This window comes from Rhizobium oryzihabitans, assembly GCF_010669145.1.
GTDB lineage: Bacteria > Pseudomonadota > Alphaproteobacteria > Rhizobiales > Rhizobiaceae > Agrobacterium > Agrobacterium oryzihabitans.
On sequence record NZ_CP048637.1, the window covers coordinates 37,482 to 59,597 of the forward strand.

At 57.9% G+C, this 22,116-nt stretch carries 12 protein-coding genes, 1 tRNA gene, 2 rRNA genes and 8 pseudogenes; 5 read left to right on the top strand and 18 right to left on the bottom strand.

The genetic code is table 11. The features are described from left to right. Positions 1-8: 8 nt before the first annotated feature. From G3A56_RS25880 to G3A56_RS25890, 4 genes are read right to left on the bottom strand one after another with little or no spacing between them, the layout of a single operon-like run. Entirely contained in the window at positions 9-1,733 is a 1,725-nt protein-coding gene (locus G3A56_RS25880) for an ABC transporter permease subunit (RefSeq protein ID WP_164056907.1), read from the bottom strand. Then, positions 1,726-2,805 (bottom strand): ABC transporter ATP-binding protein, encoded by a 1,080-nt coding sequence (locus tag G3A56_RS25885; protein ID WP_130521231.1) that lies wholly within the window; start codon positions 2,803-2,805, stop codon positions 1,726-1,728. Before G3A56_RS25885 ends, G3A56_RS25880 begins: the two co-directional genes overlap by 8 nt. A gap of 21 nt (positions 2,806-2,826) precedes the next feature. Then, positions 2,827-3,105, bottom strand: a complete 279-nt coding sequence (locus G3A56_RS29115) for a hypothetical protein (RefSeq protein ID WP_246231452.1) — start codon at positions 3,103-3,105, stop codon at positions 2,827-2,829. Further along, on the bottom strand, positions 3,102-3,929 hold the full coding sequence (locus tag G3A56_RS25890; protein WP_246231453.1) for an extracellular solute-binding protein: 828 nt from the start codon (positions 3,927-3,929) through the stop codon (positions 3,102-3,104). Before G3A56_RS25890 ends, G3A56_RS29115 begins: the two co-directional genes overlap by 4 nt. A 328-nt stretch (positions 3,930-4,257) precedes the next feature. Here G3A56_RS25890 and G3A56_RS25895 point away from each other — a divergent pair. Beyond that, positions 4,258-5,285 (top strand): annotated as a pseudogene (locus G3A56_RS25895) (Ldh family oxidoreductase). Next, on the top strand, positions 5,282-6,388 hold the full coding sequence (locus tag G3A56_RS25900) for a mandelate racemase/muconate lactonizing enzyme family protein (RefSeq protein ID WP_130521225.1): 1,107 nt from the start codon (positions 5,282-5,284) through the stop codon (positions 6,386-6,388). The pseudogene G3A56_RS25895 and the gene G3A56_RS25900 overlap by 4 nt, the downstream one beginning before the upstream one ends. 41 nt (positions 6,389-6,429) lie before the next feature. On the opposite strand, the gene G3A56_RS25905 is transcribed toward G3A56_RS25900, so the two are convergent. Continuing rightward, positions 6,430-7,113, bottom strand: a complete 684-nt coding sequence (locus G3A56_RS25905) for a GntR family transcriptional regulator (protein WP_246231454.1) — start codon at positions 7,111-7,113, stop codon at positions 6,430-6,432. 181 nt (positions 7,114-7,294) lie between these two features. On the opposite strand from G3A56_RS25905, the pseudogene G3A56_RS25910 reads away from it, so the two are divergent. Next, positions 7,295-7,579: pseudogene (locus G3A56_RS25910) on the top strand (DDE-type integrase/transposase/recombinase); the annotation flags it as partial. A 61-nt stretch (positions 7,580-7,640) separates the two neighbouring features. Beyond that, a pseudogene (locus tag G3A56_RS25915) lies at positions 7,641-8,831 on the top strand (IS3 family transposase). Positions 8,832-8,846: 15 nt separating this feature from the next. On the opposite strand, the gene G3A56_RS25920 reads toward G3A56_RS25915, so the two are convergent. From G3A56_RS25920 to G3A56_RS25940, 5 genes and pseudogenes are all read right to left on the bottom strand, one after another. Beyond that, on the bottom strand, positions 8,847-9,311 hold the full coding sequence (locus tag G3A56_RS25920; RefSeq protein WP_210255084.1) for a hypothetical protein: 465 nt from the start codon (positions 9,309-9,311) through the stop codon (positions 8,847-8,849). A gap of 286 nt (positions 9,312-9,597) precedes the next feature. Continuing rightward, positions 9,598-9,673: transfer RNA gene (locus G3A56_RS25925), tRNA-Met, on the bottom strand. A 96-nt stretch (positions 9,674-9,769) separates the two neighbouring features. Continuing rightward, positions 9,770-9,884 (bottom strand): 5S ribosomal RNA (gene rrf / locus G3A56_RS25930). Between the two features lie 230 nt (positions 9,885-10,114). Continuing rightward, positions 10,115-12,468, bottom strand: a 23S ribosomal RNA gene (locus G3A56_RS25935). Continuing rightward, positions 12,458-13,291: pseudogene (locus tag G3A56_RS25940) on the bottom strand (IS5 family transposase). The gene G3A56_RS25935 and the pseudogene G3A56_RS25940 overlap by 11 nt, the downstream one beginning before the upstream one ends. Before the next feature lie 202 nt (positions 13,292-13,493). Between G3A56_RS25940 and G3A56_RS25945 the strand changes: the two are divergent. Then, positions 13,494-14,759 (top strand): adenylate/guanylate cyclase domain-containing protein, encoded by a 1,266-nt coding sequence (locus G3A56_RS25945; RefSeq protein WP_130519695.1) that lies wholly within the window; start codon positions 13,494-13,496, stop codon positions 14,757-14,759. A gap of 192 nt (positions 14,760-14,951) precedes the next feature. Here the strand turns inward: G3A56_RS25945 and G3A56_RS25950 are convergent, their stop codons facing one another. The 8 genes and pseudogenes from G3A56_RS25950 to G3A56_RS25980 form a co-directional block, all read right to left on the bottom strand. Then, positions 14,952-15,317 (bottom strand): DUF302 domain-containing protein, encoded by a 366-nt coding sequence (locus G3A56_RS25950; RefSeq protein WP_425503390.1) that lies wholly within the window; start codon positions 15,315-15,317, stop codon positions 14,952-14,954. Between the two features lie 86 nt (positions 15,318-15,403). Next, a complete protein-coding gene (locus tag G3A56_RS25955; protein ID WP_164056969.1) occupies positions 15,404-16,060 on the bottom strand; it encodes a VIT1/CCC1 transporter family protein in 657 nt (218 codons plus the stop codon). A gap of 34 nt (positions 16,061-16,094) precedes the next feature. After that, positions 16,095-16,498: pseudogene (locus G3A56_RS29120) on the bottom strand (OsmC family protein). A gap of 160 nt (positions 16,499-16,658) precedes the next feature. Continuing rightward, positions 16,659-16,871: a DUF1289 domain-containing protein gene (locus G3A56_RS25960; RefSeq protein WP_165909439.1), complete on the bottom strand. Its 213-nt coding sequence runs from the start codon at positions 16,869-16,871 to the stop codon at positions 16,659-16,661. A 5-nt stretch (positions 16,872-16,876) separates the two neighbouring features. Beyond that, positions 16,877-17,152: a metal/formaldehyde-sensitive transcriptional repressor gene (locus tag G3A56_RS25965; RefSeq protein ID WP_052820499.1), complete on the bottom strand. Its 276-nt coding sequence runs from the start codon at positions 17,150-17,152 to the stop codon at positions 16,877-16,879. Between the two features lie 30 nt (positions 17,153-17,182). Beyond that, positions 17,183-18,165, bottom strand: a pseudogene (gene dmeF / locus G3A56_RS25970) (CDF family Co(II)/Ni(II) efflux transporter DmeF). Between the two features lie 520 nt (positions 18,166-18,685). Further along, a pseudogene (locus G3A56_RS25975) lies at positions 18,686-20,774 on the bottom strand (S8 family peptidase). Between the two features lie 289 nt (positions 20,775-21,063). Next, positions 21,064-22,067, bottom strand: a pseudogene (locus tag G3A56_RS25980) (AAA family ATPase). Positions 22,068-22,116: the final 49 nt, after the last annotated feature.

The following is a 22,116-nucleotide window of genomic DNA, read 5'->3' on the forward strand; positions in this document are numbered from 1 at the left end:
CAGCGCGGTCAGGTGCCCTTGGCGTCGAGGAAGCGGCGCGCAATGAGGGTGAGCATGATCGATCCGATACCGATGCAGACGAATATGGCATTGACGGAGGGAGTGAAGCCGAACCGCATCTGGTTCCACACCCAGACCGGCAGCGTCGGCTGCGTTCCGGTCAGGAAGAGCGAGACCACCACCTCGTCCACCGACAGCGTGAAACCGAGCAACGCCCCACCGATGATCGAGCCGCGCACCAGTGGCAACACGACATGCCAAACCGTTTTGGCGTAGGACGCGCCGAGATCGGACGATGCTTCGACCAAGGCAGGATCCAGCCGTCTGAGCCGGCTGAGTACCGTCAGCATGATGACCGGCATGACGAATGTGGAATGCCCGAGCACGACGCGCGGAATACCTGTCGGGATGCGAAGCAACTGGAAAGCAAGCACAAGCGTGATGCCTAGCACTACACCCGGCATGGCGACCGGCAGCGTCAGCAATTGCTCCGAAAGCTTCCCGAAGGAAAGCCTTGCATAGGCGAGCAGGATAGCAAATCCCGTTCCGGCGGCGATCGAGATCAACAGAACCAGAAGCCCGACATAGAGCGACCGGTTGAGCGCCGCAAGCAGCGCTGTGTTGCTCAGTACCTCCTGATACCAGCGGAACGTCATGCCGCTTAGCGGGAACACCTGCACCGTCGCGTCGTTGAAAGAGAATATCGCGATGATTGCGAGTGGCGCATAGAGAAAAAGATAGGGCAGACAGAACAGCGCAAAGGCGAGCCAACGGAACAAAATGTTGCCGGCACTCCTGGCGCCTGCCGGTACTGACAGCATCCCACCCGTCTCGCCGGTCAGGATACCGGGCACGCGCGCTGTCCTGAACATGATGGCGAGAACGACGGCGACCGTCACAAGCAGCATCAATGCGAGCGCCGCGCCATAGGGCCAGTTGCCGACAATGCCGAACTGCGAGGCGATGACCATTCCGAGCATCGTCCCATCCAGTCCGCCGACCATCGACGGCGTGATGTAGTCGCCGACCGCCATGAGGAAGGCGAGCGCCACGCCCACCGAAGTGCCGGGACGCGACAGCGGCCATACGACGGTGAAGAAAGCCCTGAAGCCGCTTGCGCCGCAATCGTTGGCCGCCTCCGTCAGGCTGGGCGGAATGCGGTCGATCGCTGAATATGCAGCGACGAAGATGAAGGGGATTGAGACATATACGAAGGTGAGGAAGACGGCGAAGGAATTGTAGAGCAGCGCCGAACTCGGCTCCGAGATCAGACCCATCCGCAACAGGAAGGCGTTGAGCACGCCGCTCTCGCCGAGGATCACCCGCCAGGCGAAAACACGCATCAGCAGGCTGATCCAGAGCGGGATGACGACCAGCATGACCGACAGGAACCGGCCGCGCTCAAGAATGCGCGCTGCGTAATAGGCCATCGGATAGGCGATCAGCGTAGCAATCGCCGTGGCCAGCAGGGCGGTCGCCACTGTCCGCCAGAGCAGAACCCAGACGCCTGACGATTCCCACGCGCGCGCAAAATTCTGCAGCGTCAGATCGAAATTGGTCACGCCGTTCTTCGAGGTGAGCAGGCTGACGCCGATCAGCAGGATATTCGGCAGGACCACGAGCAGGGCAAGCCAGGCATAAAGCGACATTCGCGCGAGAATGCCGCACAGCACGGCTGGGACAGCGCTCCCAGTGTTCGGGTTTGCGCGCGATGCAAGGGCGACGTCAGTCATCAAGCACCACACAGTCTTCCGGCTTGAAGGACAGCCAAACCGGCTGGCCATGCTCAAGGATTGCACCACGCCGCGCCGGCGCAAAGGCGATGAAATCCTGGTCGCGGCAACGGACCTTCACCTCGCAAGTATGGCCAAGAAACAGAACGTCGGAGACATGGCCTTTAAGCGCGACACCTTCGGGGCACGGCCGATCGGCGGGAGTTATGGTCAGCGCCTCGAACCGCAGGCCAAGGCTTATCGCGCCGGGTCGGCGGACCGCCGCCATGCCGAAGCTTTCGCCACACACCGAGACCACCGAGGAATCCGCCGAACCCGCCGCCTCTGCGGCGATCAGGTTGGACTTGCCAATGAACTGGGCGACGAAGCGACTGTTGGGCGCATAATAGATCTCGCCTGGACTGTCGAGCTGTTGAATGCTGCCGGCATTGACTATGGCGACGCGGTTCGACATCGACAACGCCTCGCTCTGGTCATGGGTAACATAGATGAAGGTAATGCCGATCTTACGCTGCAGGTCGACCAGCACATGCTGCATCTGCTGCCGCAGATTGAGATCGAGCGCGGACAGCGGCTCGTCGAGCAAAAGCACCCTGGGGCGGCCAACAAAGGCACGGGCCAGAGCCACGCGCTGGCGCTGGCCGCCACTGACTTGATGCGGCAGGCGCTCCGCCATCTTGTCCATCGCCACCATTTCCAGCGCCTCGGCGACACGTCGACTGCGCTCGGCCTTGTCGACCCCTGCCATCCTCAATGGATATTCGACATTCTGCCGCAACGTCATATGCGGGAACAGCGCATAGGACTGGAACACGGTATTGACGTTCCGCCGGTGCGGCGGAACGTCGGTTACATCCTGGCCATCGAGAAAGATGCGGCCGGAATCGGCCTGCTCGAAGCCAGCGATGAGGCGCAGCGCGGTCGTCTTGCCCGAACCGCTGGGCCCGAGGATCGAGAAAAACTCACCTCGCTCGATTGAAAATTCATCGATCTCAAGCGCTGGAGTCGCAGCTCCGGGATAGCGCTTGACGACATTCTCGAACCGGATGATTGCATCGTTACGTGCAGGCATGTCAGTTACCCCACCCGGAAACTAGAGGGTTCCAGCCTTGAAGTCGTTCCACATCTGGACGCGACGATCGACGCTTTCAGGCGCCTTGAAGAAAACCATCTTCTCCCAGAAACTGGGCTGATTCTGATCGATGATGTTGGTCTTGGCGAGGATATCGTCCTTCACACCACCCTGTCTGGCGCCCTCGTCGGTCAGTACGCCGTTGTTGAGTGACAAGGAGATGAAGCGGGACTGCCATTCCAGCGTCAGGTTGTCGTTGAGGAACTGATAGACTTCCGGACGATCGCCATGCGGGGTCAAAACCGCATTGTCGATCCAGGTCGGCGTACCTTCCTTGGGAAGGTGTACTTGAAGTTCATACCCTTGCGCTGGAGATTAAAGACGATGGAAACGTTATTGCAGTAACCGATGACCGCGTCACCGGCCGCATAGATCGCCGCGGCGTCGTTGAAGCCGCGCGCGATGGTACGGACCTGTGGACGAAGGGCGGCGAGCACTTGGGCGCACCTGGCGAAGTCTTCGTCCGAAAGATTGAAGGGATCCGCAACGCCAGCCTGCAGCGCGATCATCGGGAAGGTGATATAGGCATCATCGAACAGATTGACTTTGCCGGCATGCTTTTCGTCCCAGAGCGCGGCCCAGCTGTCGGTGCCTTCGGTGACGACATCCGCGTTGAACATCAACGGCTGCGTTCCCCAACTATAGGGTACACCATAGAGATCGCCATCGACCGTGTTGCGTTCCTGATATTTGAGGCCGGGCGTTATGTTGACCGCATTGGGGAGCTTGGAAGCGTCAATCGGCACAATGAGGCCAGCTTCCTTGAAGCGCGGAATGGAACCCGACTCGAAATAGAGTACGTCGGCCTGGATCGCGCCCGACTGGGTCTGGGCAAAAATCTCGTCATTGGAGCCGGCACGAACGACATTGACCTTGACGCCGGTCGCCTTGCTCCATTCCGCGATCCATGCGTCCTCGTGATATGTTTCCCAGGTAATGATCGTAATTTCCGATGCTGCACGCGCATCGCGAATGAAGGCGGGCGCTGCGAGCGCTGCCGTTCCTGCCGCAGCCGCCGCCAGAAAGCCACGCCGCCCTATTTTCAAATCCGTAAAATTCTCCATCACTTCCCTCTTTCGGTTCCCTGATTATTGCCGGCGCCATGGAGCGCCGGGCTGAAGGCGAGCTGCCGAGCACGTCTTCAGATCCTGCCTCCGCACGACCTTCGGAAAAGCGGCTCTTGCGTTTCGCTTTCGCATACTACACATCGCCTGCGCAACAGATTTCTGACGAGCTCGTCGAAAATCTCGCGCACAGCGGCGTGCGAACCTCCGGCAGGTCGCGCAACTGAAGTCCGATTGCAGTGGTAGTTTCGAAATGACGGCGATAAGCCCATCCTCCCTCTCCTCCAAAGGCCAGCCCGCGGCAGAGGAAGCCCCAGGACACCGCGTTCTGAGTCTGCAGGAAATCCAAGCCCTGGCCACGCGCATCCTCGTCAGACACGGGCTCACGGAACCGCATGCCGATGCGCTGGCAGACGTCATCACCGCCGCTGAACGTGACGAATGCGCGTCACATGGCACTTATCGCCTCGCCGGGCTGGTGCGGACCATCGCCGCCGGCAAGGTCAATGTTGCTGCCAAGCCGAAAATCCAATCAGATCAATCCGCCATCGTCAGGGTCGATGCCGATATGGGCTTCTCCTCGCTTGCCTTCACGATGGGGATCGACGCCTTGACGGAAAGAGCTCGGAGCCACGGCGTTGCCGCCATGGCGATCAATCGCTGCTTTCATTTCACCGCACTCTGGCCGGAGGTCGAGGCTCTCGCCGAGCGGGGCCTCGTATCGCTCGCCATGACGCCGAGCCACAGTTGGGTCGCGCCAAACGGCGGCCGGACGCCGCTGTTCGGCACCAATCCACTCGCCTTCGGCTGGCCTCGGCCGGGACACCTGCCCTACATCTTCGACTTCGCGACCAGCGTCGTCGCGCGCGGCGAGATCGAACTTCATCGCCAGCGCAATCAGCCGATTCCCTATGGCTGGGCTCTCGATCGGCAGGGAAATCCGACCAACGACCCGATTGAGGCCATGGCCGGCGCGCAGATGACATTCGGCGGCCACAAGGGTTCAGCGCTTTCAACCATGATCGAGCTTCTCGCAGGCCCGCTGGTCGGAGATATGACAAGCCCGCAATCCCAGGCTTTCGATGATGGCGACGGCGGCGCCCCTGCCATGGTGAACTGATCATCGCACTGTCGCCCGACATGTTCATGGGCACGGAACGCGACAGGCATTTCAAAAGCGCCGAACGGCTGCTTGAGGCGATTCCAGCTCAGGGCGCCCGACTACCCTCGTCACGGCGCTTCGCCGCCAGGGCGCGCACAACGCGCGACGGAGTCCGCATCTCCGGCACCCAATATGACATTCTGATGCAACTGCTTGCGCAAGACGCAGCCGCCAATCTTAAGGAAAGACCATGAAAATCACCGGGGTGGACATCTACAAGTATACCGTCGGCTATGCCCACGGAACATACGTCATGTCTGGAGACCGTGTCGCGGCCACGGAAGACGGCACGGTCATCCGCATCCGCACCGACCAGGGTCTCGAAGGCTGGGGCGAGATCACGACACTCGGCAAGATCTACCTGCCGACCTTTCCAGATGGCATTCGGATCGCGCTGAAGGACCTCTCGGAGGCGCTGATCGGTACAGATCCAACCAATATCGGAATGGTCAACCGCATCATGGCCGGCACGTTGATGGGGCAGGAATTCGCCAAGAGCCCGATCGACATCGCTTGCTGGGATATTCTTGGCAAATCGCTCGGCCGGCCGATCTCGGCGCTGATCGGCGGCGTACTCAACGACCGCTTTCCAATCTACGAGGCAGTGCCGCTGGCCGCGCCTGAATCCATGGGCGAGTTCATTCGCGAACGGCGGGCCGCCGGCATCAATCGCTTCCAGCTCAAGGTCGGCAACAACCCCATGGATGATATTGCGCGGACCCGCGCCAGCGTGGAAGCTGGCGATTCCGAGACGATCATCGTGGCCGATTCCAACGGCGGCTGGTCGCTTGCGTCAGCGAAGCTCGCACTCCAAGGCATGGCCGGCCTCGCAGTCTATGTCGAGCAACCCTGCCGCTCGACGGCCGATTGCATCCTCGCGCATCGTGGATCAGCGCTTCCACTCGTTCTCGACGAGTCGATCGTCAACCACGACGAAATCTATCGCGCCAAGTATGAGGCCAACGCTGTATCGGTGAACCTCAAATTCGGCAAGCTTGGCGGCCTCACTAACACGATCAAAGCCCGCGACCTGCTACAGGAACTGAACATGGCGGTCTCGGTGGAGGACATGTGGGGCGGCGACATCATCACGGCCGCGACCAGCCATGTGGCGGCAACGACCCGGCCGGAATCGCTGCTGATGACTCCGTTCTTCAACGACTGGACGGACGGCCACGTTGCCAGCTATCTTCCACGCTCGTCAAACGGCTTCGGCTCCGCGCCGACCGGTCCCGGTCTCGGTATCGAGGTGGAGGTCGACAAGCTCGAACATCTGTTCACGGTGGGCCGCGCCTGAGAGCGAAAACCGGCCGACGCCGCCTGCGACGTCGGCCCCTTTTACTGTTCACCCACAGTTGCTTCTGTTGCGTCAGTCTGGTCGAGATGGAGAAGCGCCATTAGGCCAACCCGGATACGATCGATATGCATGCGCATGAAATCGGCCGCCTCTGCAAAACGCCGTTCCCGGCAGAGCCTTACGAGTTCCTTGTGTTCGCGGACGGCCCGCGCCCGATCGCCAGTAATGTTGGAGAGCTGAATTCGCGTGTGCCGGTCGCATTCGCCGAGGAGGTTCTGGACTGTACTGGTTATACGTGGGCTCCGCGCATGGGTATAAAGCAGCATGTGGAATTCGGAGTTCAGATCGTTCCAGCGGTCGATATCCAGCTTATCGATCGACGTTTCGTAACGGTCAAGGATTTTATCTAGCTTCTCGAAATCCGCGGGTGCGAGATGCGGCGCCGACCTTTCGAGTAAAAACGGCTCGAAAAGGATGCGCATGTTGAAGAGTTCTTCGACCTCCTCTGCACTTAGCTCTACGACCACGGCGCCGCGATGGGGCTGGATGCGCACGATCCCCTCGCTTTCGAGCAAGAGCAGGGCCTCGCGGATGGGTATGCGACTGATTCCGAATTCCTGCGCCAATTCCTCCTGACGCAACTGACGCCCCGGCGGAAAAACGCCCTCAAGGATCCGGCTTCGGATTTCCTCGGCAGCTGCGGTCGACATCGTCTTGTGCTTCAAGCTCTTGCTAACAGTCGCCACGCGGCATTCCTGCTTCACGCAGGTGCACATTTTATACAATGTGCAGAGCCAAATGCAAAGAGATGGCGACAACCGGCATGAGATCCAACTTCGCCCCAGTTTCGGGAAAGTCCTGAGTGTCAACCGGCGCCGAATATTGACCCTTAACAGGGCGCAAGCGCGTGGCCGCAAACGAGCCCTGGGAACACGAGCGCCGATGGCAATCCCGCAGGGCCCGAACCAGCGCTGGAGCATGGACTTCGTCTCGGTTGCGCTGGTCGACGGCAGGCGCTTCCGTATCCTGTATGTCCTCGACGAATTCAGCCGCGAGTGCCTTGCCACCGTGGTCGACAACTCGCTATCCGGCGAGCGTGTCGGCCGGGAACTGGATCGCATCGCGCTCACAACCGGTTACCCCTGCATGATCGTCTCGGACAACGGAACGGAGCTGACCTCGAACGCCATTGACCTGCCACTGAGAACTTCCTCCAGAATGGATTAGAGTCCGGCCCATTGAGGACGGACTTATGAAGAAGCAGCGATTTACGGAAGAGCAGATCATTGCGGTGCTGAAGGAGCAGGAGGCCGGAGCGAAAGCGGGCGATCTTTGCCGTAGGCACGGGATTTCCGAAGCGACCTTTTATAACTGGAAAGCTAAATACGGCGGCATGGAGGTATCTGAGGCCAAGCGCCTGAAGGCGCTGGAGGATGAGAACGCCAAGCTGAAGAAGCTGCTCGCCGAACAGATGCTGGATACAGCCGCACTCCGCGAACTTCTCTCAAAAAAATGGTAGGGCCTGCCGCCAAGCGTGACGCTGTCGCGCATCTGAAGGTCACGATGGGGCTTTCGGAACGGCGGGCCTGCCAGATTGTATGTGCCGACCGAAAGACGATCCGTTATCGATCCTCTCGACCGCCGGAGGTCGAGTTGCGAGCGAAGCTACGCGATCTGGCCAATGAGCGACGGCGGTTTGGCTACCGACGGCTGTTCATTCTGCTTCGGCGCGATGGGGAACCGTCCGGTGTCAATCGCATCTATCGGCTCTATCGCGAGGAAGGTCTCTGCGTGCGCAAACGCAAAGCCAGGCGTCGTGCTGTTGGCACGCGTGCGCCGATCCTCGTCGAAGCAAAAGCGAATGCTCGCTGGTCGCTGGATTTCGTCCACGATCAGTTCGCCTGCGGCAAACGCTTTCGCATCCTCAATGTGGTCGACGATGTCACACGCGAATGCCTGGCGGCGATCCCGGACACATCTATCTCTGGTCGCCGTGTCGCGAGGGAACTGACGACGCTTGTCGAGCGAAGGGGCAAGCCCGGCATGATTGTTTCAGACAACGGGACCGAACTGACCTCGAATGCCATCCTTGCTTGGTCGAAGGATCACAAGGTCGAGTGGCACTACATCGCGCCGGGAAGACCGATGCAAAATGGCTATGTCGAGAGCTTCAACGGCCGCATGCGCGACGAGCTGCTCAACGAGAGCCTGTTCTTCGGTCTCGATCATGCTCGCAGCGCCATTGCGGAATGGGCCGGCGACTACAACAATTTCCGGCCGCACTCATCGCTCGGATACCAGACCCCAGCGGACTATGCCGGGATCATCGCCGCAACCGGCTCCAACGCTACGCAATGTGGAAGCTCCGCGTTTCCGCCGGTTGCTCCCACCCCGCCATTTGGCTTATCAAAAAAACGCCGACGCTCTAATCGCAGCCGGATGAAACTTCAGTGGCAGGTCAAGCTTGCTTGTACTCGGCGGGGCTGAACCATGGCCGGTGAACAATCTTCCCCTGCGTCTTATACGGCGGCGACAGGTCGGGAAGATGCTGGAGCCATTTATGGCGAATGGCGGTTTTCAGGACCTGCCGGAGCGTGCCCACCTCGTCATGCAAGGTGCTGCGTGCCGGTGCCCTCCCCGTCGTGGACGTGGCAATGCGCTGCACGCGATAATCCTGAACTGTACCGGCATTGATTTCCGAGACGCCCATCTTGCCGAAGAACGGCACCAGATGGAGCCGCAGGCGGATGCTGTGACCCTCCACCCATTTGGGGCTGCGCTCCCCCTCGGTGATGGCCGCATATTCCTGCTCGAACTTCTTGGCGGCTTCCGCGAAGGTGGTTTCGGTCTTCAAAATACCCGCCGCCGATTTCCCGCGCAAACCGAGAAGCCAGTCTTCTGCAAAAGCCTTGGCCTGCTCCAAGCCGGTTTCCTTGGTGCTCACACGATACTGACGGCCCTTTATGGACGTAGAGCAATGCCAGACGCGGCCCCGCGCCGGTAAATCTGCACCAATCCTCCGAGGATTTCATGGCTTGGCATGCTGCCCTCCCATTTCGCTTATTGCTCGATATGGGAAGAGGGAATCACACCATCAAGCCTCCCGTCAAACGGGTGGGGTGTGTTTGTGCTGACTGTGTGCTAGGTCCAAAAACGACTTCAGCCTCCCGAAGGAGGCCGATTAAAGTCTTGATAGTCTTTAAGAAACTTGGTTGCGGGGCAGGATTTGAACCTGCGGCCTTCAGGTTATGAGCCTGACGAGCTACCGGGCTGCTCCACCCCGCGTTATTGTTTATGCATTGCAAAAGGGCCGCTTTGAGGGCGGCCCGATTTCGGCTTGGGCCGAGGCTTGTTATGAGAAGATTTGATTGCCTTTAGCAGACCTGGCAGCGACCTACTCTCCCGCGTCTTGAGACGAAGTACCATTGGCGCTGGGGCGTTTCACGGCCGTGTTCGGAATGGGAACGGGTGCAGCCACCCCGCCATGACCACCAGGTCGGCTAAGGGCAATCTTTTGAGAAGCTGGTAGAAGGCTCGAGCCTTCGTTTGTCTTAATTTTGTGAACACGTCTTTGATCTTTGGCCTGGCGTTTCGGAGCGAATCTCCGCAAGGCCAGAGGCCGTCGCGCCTGATGGCGCGGCCCGTCCGGAGCGCTTTGGCGCGTCAGGACAGAAGATCAGCATCATCAGTGCAGCTATGCTGCGCCGATGAGCATGAACAATGAGAACGATCAAGCCAATCGAGCTATTAGTACCGGTAAGCTTCACACATTGCTGCGCTTCCACACCCGGCCTATCAACGTGGTCGTCTTCCACGGCTCTCAAGGGAATACTCGTTTTCAGGTTGGTTTCCCGCTTAGATGCCTTCAGCGGTTATCCATTCCATATATAGCTACCCTGCTATGCCCTTGGCAGGACAACAGGTCCACCAGAGATATGTCCATCCCGGTCCTCTCGTACTAGGGACAGATCCTGTCAATATTCCTACACCCACGGCAGATAGGGACCGAACTGTCTCACGACGTTCTGAACCCAGCTCACGTACCGCTTTAATTGGCGAACAGCCAAACCCTTGGGACCTGCTCCAGCCCCAGGATGCGATGAGCCGACATCGAGGTGCCAAACAACCCCGTCGATATGGACTCTTGGGGTCATCAGCCTGTTATCCCCGGCGTACCTTTTATCCGTTGAGCGATGGCCCTTCCACGCGGGACCACCGGATCACTATGACCGACTTTCGTCTCTGCTCGACTTGTCAGTCTCGCAGTCAGGCGGCTTATGCCATTGCACTCGACGACCGATTTCCGACCGGTCTGAGCCCACCATCGCGCGCCTCCGTTACTCTTTCGGAGGCGACCGCCCCAGTCAAACTACCCACCATACACGGTCCCGGATCCGGATAACGGACCGCGGTTAGACATCCATGACGATAAGGGTGGTATTTCAAGGATGGCTCCACAGAAACTGGCGTCCCTGCTTCAAAGCCTACCACCTATCCTACACATGCCTTGGCGAATGCCAGTGTAAAGCTATAGTAAAGGTGCACGGGTCTTTCCGTCTGACCGCAGGAACCCGCATCTTCACGGGGAATTCAATTTCACTGAGTCTATGTTGGAGACAGCGGGAAGTCGTTACGCCATTCGTGCAGGTCGGAACTTACCCGACAAGGAATTTCGCTACCTTAGGACCGTTATAGTTACGGCCGCCGTTTACTGGGGCTTCAGTTCAGAGCTTGCACCCCTCCCTTTAACCTTCCAGCACCGGGCAGGCGTCAGACCCTATACGTCGTATTGCTACTTCGCAGAGCCCTGTGTTTTTGATAAACAGTCGCTACCCCTGGTCTGTGCCACCCCATCATACTTGCGTACAAAAGGGTCACGCTTCTTCCGAAGTTACGCGTGCAATTTGCCGAGTTCCTTCAACATAGTTCTCTCAAGCGCCTTGGTATACTCTACCTGACCACCTGTGTCGGTTTCGGGTACGGTCTATACGGTGGAGCTATTTCCTGGAACCTCTTCGCCGCCCAACCAATCCAATAAGGTTGAACAACACACGAGATCCGTCACTACCACCAGGCCCACGAATATTAACGTGGTTCCCATCGACTACGCGTGTCCGCCTCGTCTTAGGGCCGGCTAACCCTGCTCAGATTAACTTTAAGCAGGAACCCTTGGTCTTTCGGCGAGGGAGTCTCTCACTCCCTTTATCGTTACTCATGTCAACATTCGCACTTCCGATATCTCCAGCAGCCCTCACGGGTCCGCCTTCACAGACTTACGGAACGCTCCGCTACCACTTGCATTGCTGCAAATCCTCAGCTTCGGTGCATGGCTTTAGCCCCGTTACATTTTCGGCGCAAAGACCCTTATTTAGACCAGTGAGCTGTTACGCTTTCTTTAAATGATGGCTGCTTCTAAGCCAACATCCTGGTTGTTTTGGGATCCTCACATCCTTTCCCACTTAGCCATGACTTGGGGACCTTAGCTGGAGGTCAGGGTTGTTGCCCTTTTCACGACGGACGTTAGCACCCGCCGTGTGTCTGCCGACTAGTACTCCTCGGTATTCGGAGTTTGGTTAGGATCAGTAAGACGGTGAGTCCCCATAGCCCATCCAGTGCTCTACCCCGAGGGTATTCGGTCGACGCTCTACCTAAATAGATTTCGCGGAGAACCAGCTATTTCCGAGTTTGATTGGCCTTTCACCCCTAGCCACAAGTCATCCCGAACTATTGCAACAGTTATGGGTTCGGCCCTCCAGTTGGTGTTACCCAACCTTCAGCCTGCTCATGGCTAGATCACTCGGTTTCGGGTCTAATGCAACTAACTCAATCGCCCTATTCAGACTCGCTTTCGCTGCGCCTACACCTACCGGCTTAAGCTTGCTAGTTACACTAAGTCGTTGACCCATTATACAAAAGGTACGCCGTCACCCTTGCGGGCTCCGACTGTTTGTAGGCATCCGGTTTCAGGTTCTATTTCACTCCCTTGTCGGGGTGCTTTTCACCTTTCCCTCACGGTACTTGTTCGCTATCGGTCATGCACGAGTACTTAGAGTCGGTCCGGAAAGTTATTCAGTTTGAACAGAGCCTTCTCAGCATGAGGCGAATGGATGCCAATTTGAGGAAGGCGAGTGCGTTGCGTGACATGTTTTCGAAGTCCTTGGCCAGCCTGCGGCAACGTCCCAGCCACGCGAAGGTCCTCTCAACCACCCAACGTCTCGGCAAGACCTCGAAGCCTTTGGCAGTATCGGAGCGCTTGACGATTTCGGTCGCAAGGCCCGGCATGGCCTTCTTCTGCCCTTGGCAAAGACAGGTCCCTGATAGCCGCCATCGGCGAACAGCCTTTTCAGGAACGGGTACCTCCCAAACAGCGTCTTCAAGACCAGCACGCCACCGTCACGATCCTGGATGTCGGCCGGGTGAACCAGGGCATGAAGCAGCAGCCCTACCGTATCGACGAGGATGTGGCGCTTCTTGCCCTTGATCTTCTTGCCCGCATCATACCCGCTCGGGTCGATGCAGATCCCCTTTTTCGGCGCTTTTAACGCTCTGGCTATCGATGATGCAGGCGGTGGGACTGGCCTCACGATCCATCGCCTCGCGGCATTTCACATAGAGTTCATCGTGAAGACGGCCGAGTGTGCCGTCCCAGTTCCAAAGGTCGAAATAGTCGAACAACGTGCTCTTGGCCGGCAGGTCTTTCGGAACGGCGCGCCACTGGCAGCCCGTGCTCAGCACATACAGCAGGCCGTTGACGACCTCGCGAACATTGACCTCACGTCGGCGCCCGCCACGCTTGGCTGGAGGGATCAACGGCTCCACCAGAGCCCATTCCGCATCCGTCAGATCACTCGGATAGCGCAATCCATCGCGCTTGTATTTTCCACGGTTCGCTGTCGTCCACATCGCTGCCTTGCCCGAAAAGAATCATCTCAAAGCCAGGGAATCATAACCGACTCAGATTACGCAACTTCTTTCCGGACCGACACTCAGGTTACAAAGATTTATAGTGACGGCAATATAAATTCGAACTCAGAATCGTAAGATCAGTCTTCGTGAAGATCGAATCCACGAATGAAATGACGAAAAGAAACGAAGGTGGCAAACATTGGATAATGAGATTCTGGCGCGCCCCTATCCGTTAAGACGGAACTATAACCTGTTCGTACTACCGATTTTCTTCCTGACGATTTCCGGCCTACTTATTGCCGTCTCAAACGCTCTGTCTGTTAGTGTCGAACGTGCCTATAGTGCACAAACGGCTTCGCTCCATGCCGCGCTGTTCGCGCCGATCTTGGGGAAAGCCAGACACTCGGAGATCGGAAGTGGAGGAAAAGTCAGCGACGCTGACCAGACAAGACAGGCTATCGAAACGGAAGCGAAGGAGCTTGACTTGCTCTGCGCAGTTGCTTTTACCGAAGACGGCAAGGTACTGGCGGCAACCAACGACACATCGTGCATGGCCTCAACGATAAGTCGCATCCCCGAAATATCTGACGGACAGACAGTCTTTCTCGAAGAAGATGGGCCCCCTGTGCATTGGACCGTGCTCAGCAGGGCGCCAGGTATGACAGGGTCTATGTCGGTCTACATCGCCACTTCCGAAAAGGCATCCGCCCGCGAAAAACTTCTCGACAACGATACGATTATTTGGATCGTTATCCTTGGCGTGCCTCTAATAGGAGCACTTTGCCTCTCCACGTATTTCGTCTCACGGGCACAAAATGAAATCGACACACGCACAAACGCCCTGAATGAGGCGCGAAAGTCGCTCGCACATTTTGTTTCCGACAGCACTGAGAAGCGCGTTAGTTCCGGGCGCTCGAGCGCCGAGCGCCTGGCTGCGTCCATCCTGGTCCTCGATATCAGAGACTTCTCCAGTTTTGTCGAACAGGCGAGCGCCGAAGAAGCCGCTGCCCTTGTGTCTGAGGTTGCAAGCCACAGCTTCGCGGCCATCCTCGAACACGGCGGCGATATTGATCGCCTCGTGGGTGACGGGCTTGTCGCCTGGTTCGAAGGATCAGAAAGAAAGACAAACGCCCTCAGGGCGTCGGAGGCAATTCTGACAAGTGTCTCACGGGCGAATTTGCCCAGAGGGATCGGCATAGGACTGCACGACGGCACTGTGATAGAGGCCGTGATCGGAACCGAAATTCGCAAGGATGCAACGATCCTCGGTTCGCCCGTCAACGTTACCGCGCGACTGTGTGCTGCGGCACTACCAGGTGAAATCGTGGCCTCCAGTGAATTTTTCGAGGTGGCGGCAGGGCACGAGTTCAACGTTTCGGCTAGAGGCTCACTTCTGCTGAAGGGTATCGCCAATCCTATCGAGACGATTCGGCTTTCGCTGATGAACCGACGCGTGCTTGTCTAACCCGGCAGTGGCTCAAGTTCGGTTCCGTCATCTTCAACGCCCAGTTTTTCCCGCAGTTCAGGCGTTTCATTCGGGCCTATTTGCTCCTCGCTATTCGAGTCGCTGACGAATGTTAGGGGAGCATCGCATGCTTGCCTTGTCAACGGCGACCGTATTGACCACCAACGTCCTCAGACGCTCGCAATCGCCTGTTCAAGCAAAGACCGCACGTGCGCCGCGACCGTCTTCAGTTGCTGGTTTTCGATAGCCTGCATCGAGGCCACGGGTCGATGGCGCTGACCATGATGGCGCCCCCTCCAGCGATCGTACGATCACGTTGCAAGGCAGCATCGCGCCGACCTTCGGCTCGATCTTCATCGCCTCGAGGGCCATCTTCGGGTTGCACGCACCCAGGATGAGATAGTCCGGTATATCGACGTCGAGTTTCTTATTCATGGTCGCTCGTACGTCGATTTCAGTGAGGACACCGAACCCGTTGCTCGCGAGAGCCGCCTTCGTGGCTGCGACCACCTGATCAAATGGTATTCCGTTGGTCGTCTTATCGAGAGTGTAGGTCATGTTCTTCCTCCATATAAATCGGCTCCTGCCGATTAATCCGCCGGTGTGAGGACCACACAGTAACACTTGATCAATATTCCGCACACCTAGACGGCTGTTCCCACCAAGGCGCCTATGCCTGCTGTCAGCGCCATCGCAAAGGCGCCCCAGAAGGTTACGCGTACCGTGGCCCTCAGCACATTTGCACCGCCTGCCTTGGCACCAATCGCGCCGAGCAGGGCGAGGAACATAAGCGAGGCTACAGAGACCAGCATCACCAGTTGGTTCGGTGGCGCCACCCATACCATTGCGAGTGGCATTATCGCGCCAACCGCGAACGTCAGAGCCGACGTCAGCGCGGCAACGATCGGTCGGGCGGTAGTGATTTCGGAGATGCCAAGTTCTTCGCGGGCATGCGCCTCAAGCGCATCCTTCTGCATTAGTTGCACTGCTACCTGTCGGGCCAGATCAATCTCGACGCCGCGCCTGGTGTAAAGCTGTGCGAGTTCCTCGCGCTCAAGATCGGGCTGGCCGTCAAGCTCAAGCCGTTCGCGGGCGAGATCAGCCTGTTCGGTATCCGCCTGCGAGCTGACCGAGACATATTCTCCAGCCGCCATCGACATCGCACCAGCCACGAGGCCGGCGACGCCGGCGATCAAGATCTCCGAGCTGCCCGCCGCGGAGGCTGCAACGCCGACGATTAAGCTCGCAGTGGATACGATACCGTCATTTGCACCGAGAACGGCGGCTCGCAGCCACCCGATCCGGGAAACGAGATGCGTTTCGCGATGAAGGCCCTCATGACTTCCTCCAGATTACACCATCTAAGCGGGCTGCAAGAGGGACGGTGTTGGAGATTGTGCCGTATTTGCGGACATTCTTGTGTAAAAGTTCAAGCCGTTGGTCAGTCTCATCGGTATCGACCACGAGTTGGTACTTGACCGAAACGATAAGCGGCGGATCATCCTGTCGAACGGCGTGAAGGACCACCTCGACACCATCAATAGAGAAAGCGAGGGAGGAATGACGCGCTCAATGCCCTTGATCATACAGGCAGCGATGGACGCGAGCAGAAGTTCGGCCGGATTGAAGGCATCGGCAGCGCCGGACAGTCCCGTGGCAAGCCTGACCTCGGCAGTCTCGGTGCGTGCCACACTCTCCCTAGGATCTATCCGTTGAGCCGAGACCTTGTATCCGAGCATCACTCGTCCTCCATGGCGCAGCCATGTTTAGGAGACCACAAGCCCCACACTATGCTTTGATCACAAACAAAAATTGATCGACATCAATCGAAAAGATCAATGATGGACGTCCGCGTTCGGCTGGTTTGCGCAATAACCGGCCTTTGTTAGTTGTAAAATTCTACAAGCAAGCGGATGCGGTCGCAGCGCCGTCCTCGCCATCCTTTAATCGCTTCATGCGGCGTTTCAATTCAGTCGACAAATTTGTCCGGTGATAGGGCGACATTTTGCGCCACGCCTTGATTTCATCCGCCGTCCGGCCGCAGCCCAAGCACCATTTATTGCGCGGATCGAAGCGGCACAGATCGGTGCAAGGCGACTTATTATTCATCATGAACCTTATTTGAGATAAGCGCGAATGACATCGATCAGTTCGGCCGCGCCTTCTTCACGCTCTTTCTGACTCAGACTTTCGGCGGCCAAGTGCATGCGGATATGATCTTCGATGACTTCGCCCATTAGACCGTTGATGGCACCACGCGCACCCGCGATCGTTTGCATGACTTCGACGCAACCCTTTTCCTCCTCAAGCATCCGCTCGACACCTTCCATCTGCCCGCGAATACGACGTACGCGGTTGATCAGCTTTTGCTTTTCGCGGATGGTATGGCTCATAGGAATGCTCCTTCGGTATAGACGTTTTTGTCAAGCCGCGCGGGTTTCGACCTCCACCGTCACATGCGACAGATCGTGAATGGCCGCAAGCTTTGCGCGGTAGTAGGACGGCGCATGCGGATCATTGACGACGATAGAAACGATGGCTCCGTGGTGGCCGGGCCCGAGTTGCCAGATGTGGAGATCGACGATTTCCGCGCCTTCCTTGACGAGGATTTCCTGTATTTCCTCGGGGAGGTCTTCGCCTTCAGGAACGTAGTCGAGCAGGACGCCGCCCGTATCTCGGATTAATCCCAGGACCAGCGAGCGATCACAATAGCGCCGACGATACCAATAGCTGGATCAAGCCAGAGCCAGTCATAGAGGCTTCCGAGAACCAGCGCGCCGATCGCCAGAACGGAGGTCAGCGCATCAGCCAGTACGTGGATGTAGGCGGCGCGAAGGTTCTGATCCTGGCCTGCATTGTGCCCGTGTCCGTGAGCATGGCCATGATCGTTTCCGTGATGGTGATCATCCTTGAGGAGCCATGCGCAGACAAGGTTTACGATCAATCCGACCACCGCCACGATGATGGCTTCCCTGAAATTGATCGCTACAGGCGACTGGAAGCGCAGAAAACTTTCCCAGCCGATAAGCACCGCGATTAGCGCCAGGATCACGGCGCTGGCGAATCCTGCAAGGTCGCCGAGCTTGCCAGTGCCGAATGAGAAGCGGCGGTTGCTGGCGTGCTTGCGAGCATAGAGATAGGCCAATGCCGCGATGAGCATGGCCGCAGCGTGCGTGGACATATGCCAGCCATCTGCCGTCAAAGCCATAGACCCGAACATGTTTCCGGCGACGATCTCCACCACCATCATGGTGGCGGTGATACCAATCACTAGCCACGTGCGGCGTTCGTTCCGCAGGTGGTTGTCGCCAAGGAAGAAATGTTCATGGGCGGCGTTGAGCGCACGACCATGGCTGTGATCGTGCGGATGGGGATGGTCGTGCGCATGCCCTTGAGATGAACTCATAGCCTAAACTCCATTTCATATATTATAGGGGGTATACTATTTGTAAGACGAATACAAACGTTCTGAAATCGGCGGAGTGTTTGTTCTTACAAAGTAGATGACGTCATCAATGACTGCATGGGCGGAATCCAGACACCGCCGATTCGGCGTTGGGAAGACGCTTGACGCCAACACGCAATTTAGAGAACCGCCGGCAAAAATCCGGAAACCGCGACCGATAGCATCCAGCGCGCGAGTCCGCACTTAAACCATTGATCGCCACACTGCCGCCTTGGGCCGTTAGATTTAAACGCCTTGAAGGGATACGAACCATCGCCCCTATTATCACCAGAGCCTACCGACCATCTCGTCCAAACACTTGGACAAGTCTCGCACCAAATCGGAAGGAGTGCGGGCCTATTGTGGCCGGCCGCCAATTAATCAAAGGAATCCTACACCTGTGCGACGATCTCTGTCTTCAGAATCGTCTCGACCGCCGCATAAAGATCAACCGCGGCACCAGGCGCGCGAATGGTCACGATCAGCGAATAGCGCGCCTTCTCGTTGTATCGGTCCAGATACGGCTTTTCCTTCCACCAACCGCCAACTGGATAAATACCGATGGCGTCACGCTCGGCAAGATCAGCCGCCGTTCCCGCCAGAAATCCGAATGCAGCGATCCGCTGTCGCGGAATGTACCCAATAACCAGCTTTCGCCGACGTTGACGGGTGTACCTTCTTCCTCGTTTCGGGCAGCCTGGTTGATGCGGGCACGGAACTCGTCGACGGATTCCGTGGCTGTTTTCATCTGGAAGCGCAATCCGTGAGAAGCGTATCTGTGACGCCTAGTCCAGCCTCGCTCGCCGGGGTTCGGCTCGATGAAATAGGACAGCGTGACCCGGACCTCGACAGGCTCAGCGCCCAAGGCCAGCAGATTGTCCTTCGGCCAAGGAAGCAGATGAAGCTTCATATCTCTCATTTTGACTGATCCGCTCCCTTCTCGCTGGAAGGGTCGAATGTCGTCCTCGATCATCAAAGTCAGATCGTTATTGGCGGAAAGCAGCGCTCTGCCGAGATTTGGCACGCCGTAACCGTAGCGGCGCAAAATCGATTGCAATTGCGTTTTGTTGCCGTGGCAGGCCGTGACGCGGGCGGCCATCGCAGGTGTCCATTCGGCAGAATGAACCAATAAAGCACGGACAGTCTCGGGCCAGAGCCCCGGCCGGCTGACCATGATCTCTGCCGCGAGCTTGGCAGCTTGCGCGGTTGCGGAACTGGTGTCGCCAATCGTAGAGAAGTAGCGGTTTTCGGGCCGGAAGTGCGTCGTCAGAATGCGCAGGTCATCAATCGGCTCACCAGGATTGACGCCGTCATGCGCCAGGTTCCCGCCCTCCATGACGATGTCCGGCTTGACCGGCCACTGACGATCCCAGGTGACGGAGGTCCTGCTCGCCGGAGACAGTTCTCCAGCGGGCGCGATCGGGCGTAGCCGGCAAAAGGCGCATCGATAACGTCAACTTTGTTGGTGAAAGCCCCGACGGTGATTGCGTTCCAAGCTTGCGCTGGATCATCTAGCGGTTCGATATCGTTGCGAACCAGGTGATCCGCAGGGCTTAAGTCAACCCGTATGTTTCCAGCAGCTATCAGGATCAACCGCTGCGCATCCGTCTCGAAGCAGAGTTGGTCGATCGAAGCAGACCAGGATGAGGCTCGCCCCGCGAAGGAGCCGTGCTTGTTATAGCAGTCGCTACGACCCGACTTCTGTGCGGCGCCTGAATCTCGGCTCGAGCAATCGCCTCACCGGTAATCGCGCCGTAGAGATCAGGTCGGTTTTCATCCGCGTCGCCAGGTGGCAGAATTCTAACACTTTCCAGCCGATATTGCAGTTCGACAGCGTCCTCAGAAGCAAGCGGATCAATCAGATCGTTATAAAGTGCTACTCCGGCCATTCGCGTGCCGTGACCCTGCCAAGCTGGCGTGTCGTCGGCGCCCCAAGCCGGATTGATCGTATGCCAATCATCGATCGACAACACCGGCTCGATCAAAGGATGAGTGCGGCGGACCCCGCTGTCCAAAAGGCATATAGCAACGTCACCGGCAGTCTGCGAGACCTGAACGCGACCAGCGAGATCGTCTGTCCAAGCTCTTTGTTCTGCACCTCCAAGACCTGTGAAAAACGCTGGCGTATCTTTTGCCCGGCGCAACTCAGCGATGGTATCGCTGCGAGCAACGACGCGATCCATGGTCACGGTGCTTGCCAACGCCAAGACGACTTCGCGCTCGGGGAACCGGATGGCGTGCTGGCGCAGCTCTATTTCCAAAGCGGCCGCTATGGCTTCAAACTTCTCACGCCTGCCTTCGCGCAACCAGATTTCCCACCACACCGCGAGTTGCTGGTCGGGTGGAAACAGCGCTGCGTCATCCGTGAAGAGAGAACGCGCGGATGCCAGCTGTGCGGTTTCGATCCTTGAAATTAGAGGCTCATTTCGAGGACGCCCTTTGTCGGTGTCCGTCGATCGATACTGCTCAATCTTGTTTAGGAAGTAGTTTTTTGCACGCTCGGGCACAAATACCGAGGCCTTGACGATACCGCCGTCGCCTTCCGGCTCGCGGACTGCGACAACCTCCATTTTTTGTTGTCTGTTCGCGAGCTGGTCGATTGCGGCCCCTCGGAGGCAGGAAGATCGAACTCGAGATAGAAACCGCGCGTCTCAAAGGCTGTTACCCCGGTTTCGGCAAGCTGCTGCTCTGCCGCCGCGACAGCTCCTCCGACTGCCAACGCCAGCGCCTGGGCATGAGCCTGCCTATTGCGTTGAGGTAGCGCCGGTGGGTCAATTTTCCGGTTTGGGCGCCGGTATGGCTCTGCCGCGCCGTTATCTCTCAGCAGGAAATGCGGGCGATCGCGTGGTCCGGTTGCCATTATGGCCTGTTGCTCGCATCCATAGCTTGGGCAGCCAAGCGGCGCTCGGCAAGCGCGTCAAATATGCTTGCAGCAGTGACCGTGCCCGAATTATCCAGAATGACGGACTTGGCGGCGTCGTCAGCCACACGAGTAATATCTGCCGGCGAAAGGCCGTGTGCCGCGTTCGCGACATCTACCCACGACAGTTCGGGTGTTGCGAAGCGATCAAGCCTGTTACGAAGGATCGCTTCGATGAGTGACACATCCGGAAGCGTGTATTCGATAACGTCGTCGAAACGACGCAAAAGCGCCCGGTCCAGTAGTTCGGGATGGTTCGTCGCAGCGACGATTAAGGCCTGGCTTTCATCCTGTTCTACGAATTGAAGGAAGGAATTGAGCACACGCCGGATTTCTCCGACGTCCTGCCGGTCTCCCCTCTTCGCTCCGATCGCATCAAACTCATCAAAGAGATACACGCCGCGGGTCGCGGTCATGGCATCGAAAACCAAGCGCAACTTCGACGCGGTCTCGCCATAAACTTTGTGATGAGGCCGTCCAAGAGAATGGTGAACAAGGGAAGATGCAGTTCTCCCGCCAAGGCGCTCGCCGTCATCGTCTTGCCGGCGCCCGGCGGACCGACGAGCAAGATCTTGCGGCGCGGCTGAAGTCCGTGGCTTTGGAGGCTCGCCTGCTGCCGCTGCTCGGCTAAAATACGATCGAGACGTTGGCGAAGGGGTTGTGCCAGAACCATGTCTGTTAGGCGGATGTCGGGGTAACGGGCACTCAGCAGACCGGCGAGTTCACCCTTCGGCTGCACAAGTACGATCGCCCCGCCCGCCCGGCGCATGCTCGGCTGGCGCGTCTTTGCTGTATCAACGAGATCTTTAACCTCCTGCGCCAGCTTACCATGCCCCTGCCGCGCCTCATGGGCGGCCAACTGGAGAGCCGTCGACAGGAAACGGTCCTCATCGCCGGCGATGTGGCTTTTCAGAAGAGTCACAATGTGGCGAGCGGTGGTCATCGTAATCTGCCGTTTCGTTCTGCTTTTGGACTATCAGCTGCAGCGCAAT

What these genes read in the sequence shown, in the direction of transcription:
- G3A56_RS25880 (WP_164056907.1), bottom strand. Translation starts at nt 1,733, where the DNA reads ATGACTGACGTCGCCCTTGCATCGCGCGCAAACCCGAACACTGGGAGC.
- G3A56_RS25885 (WP_130521231.1), bottom strand. Translation starts at nt 2,805, where the DNA reads ATGCCTGCACGTAACGATGCAATCATCCGGTTCGAGAATGTCGTCAAG.
- G3A56_RS25890 (WP_246231453.1), bottom strand. Translation starts at nt 3,929, where the DNA reads ATGGAGAATTTTACGGATTTGAAAATAGGGCGGCGTGGCTTTCTGGCG.
- G3A56_RS25900 (WP_130521225.1), top strand. Translation starts at nt 5,282, where the DNA reads ATGAAAATCACCGGGGTGGACATCTACAAGTATACCGTCGGCTATGCC.
- G3A56_RS25950 (WP_425503390.1), bottom strand. Translation starts at nt 15,317, where the DNA reads ATGACCTACACTCTCGATAAGACGACCAACGGAATACCATTTGATCAG.
- G3A56_RS25960 (WP_165909439.1), bottom strand. Translation starts at nt 16,871, where the DNA reads ATGATGAATAATAAGTCGCCTTGCACCGATCTGTGCCGCTTCGATCCG.
- G3A56_RS25965 (WP_052820499.1), bottom strand. Translation starts at nt 17,152, where the DNA reads ATGAGCCATACCATCCGCGAAAAGCAAAAGCTGATCAACCGCGTACGT.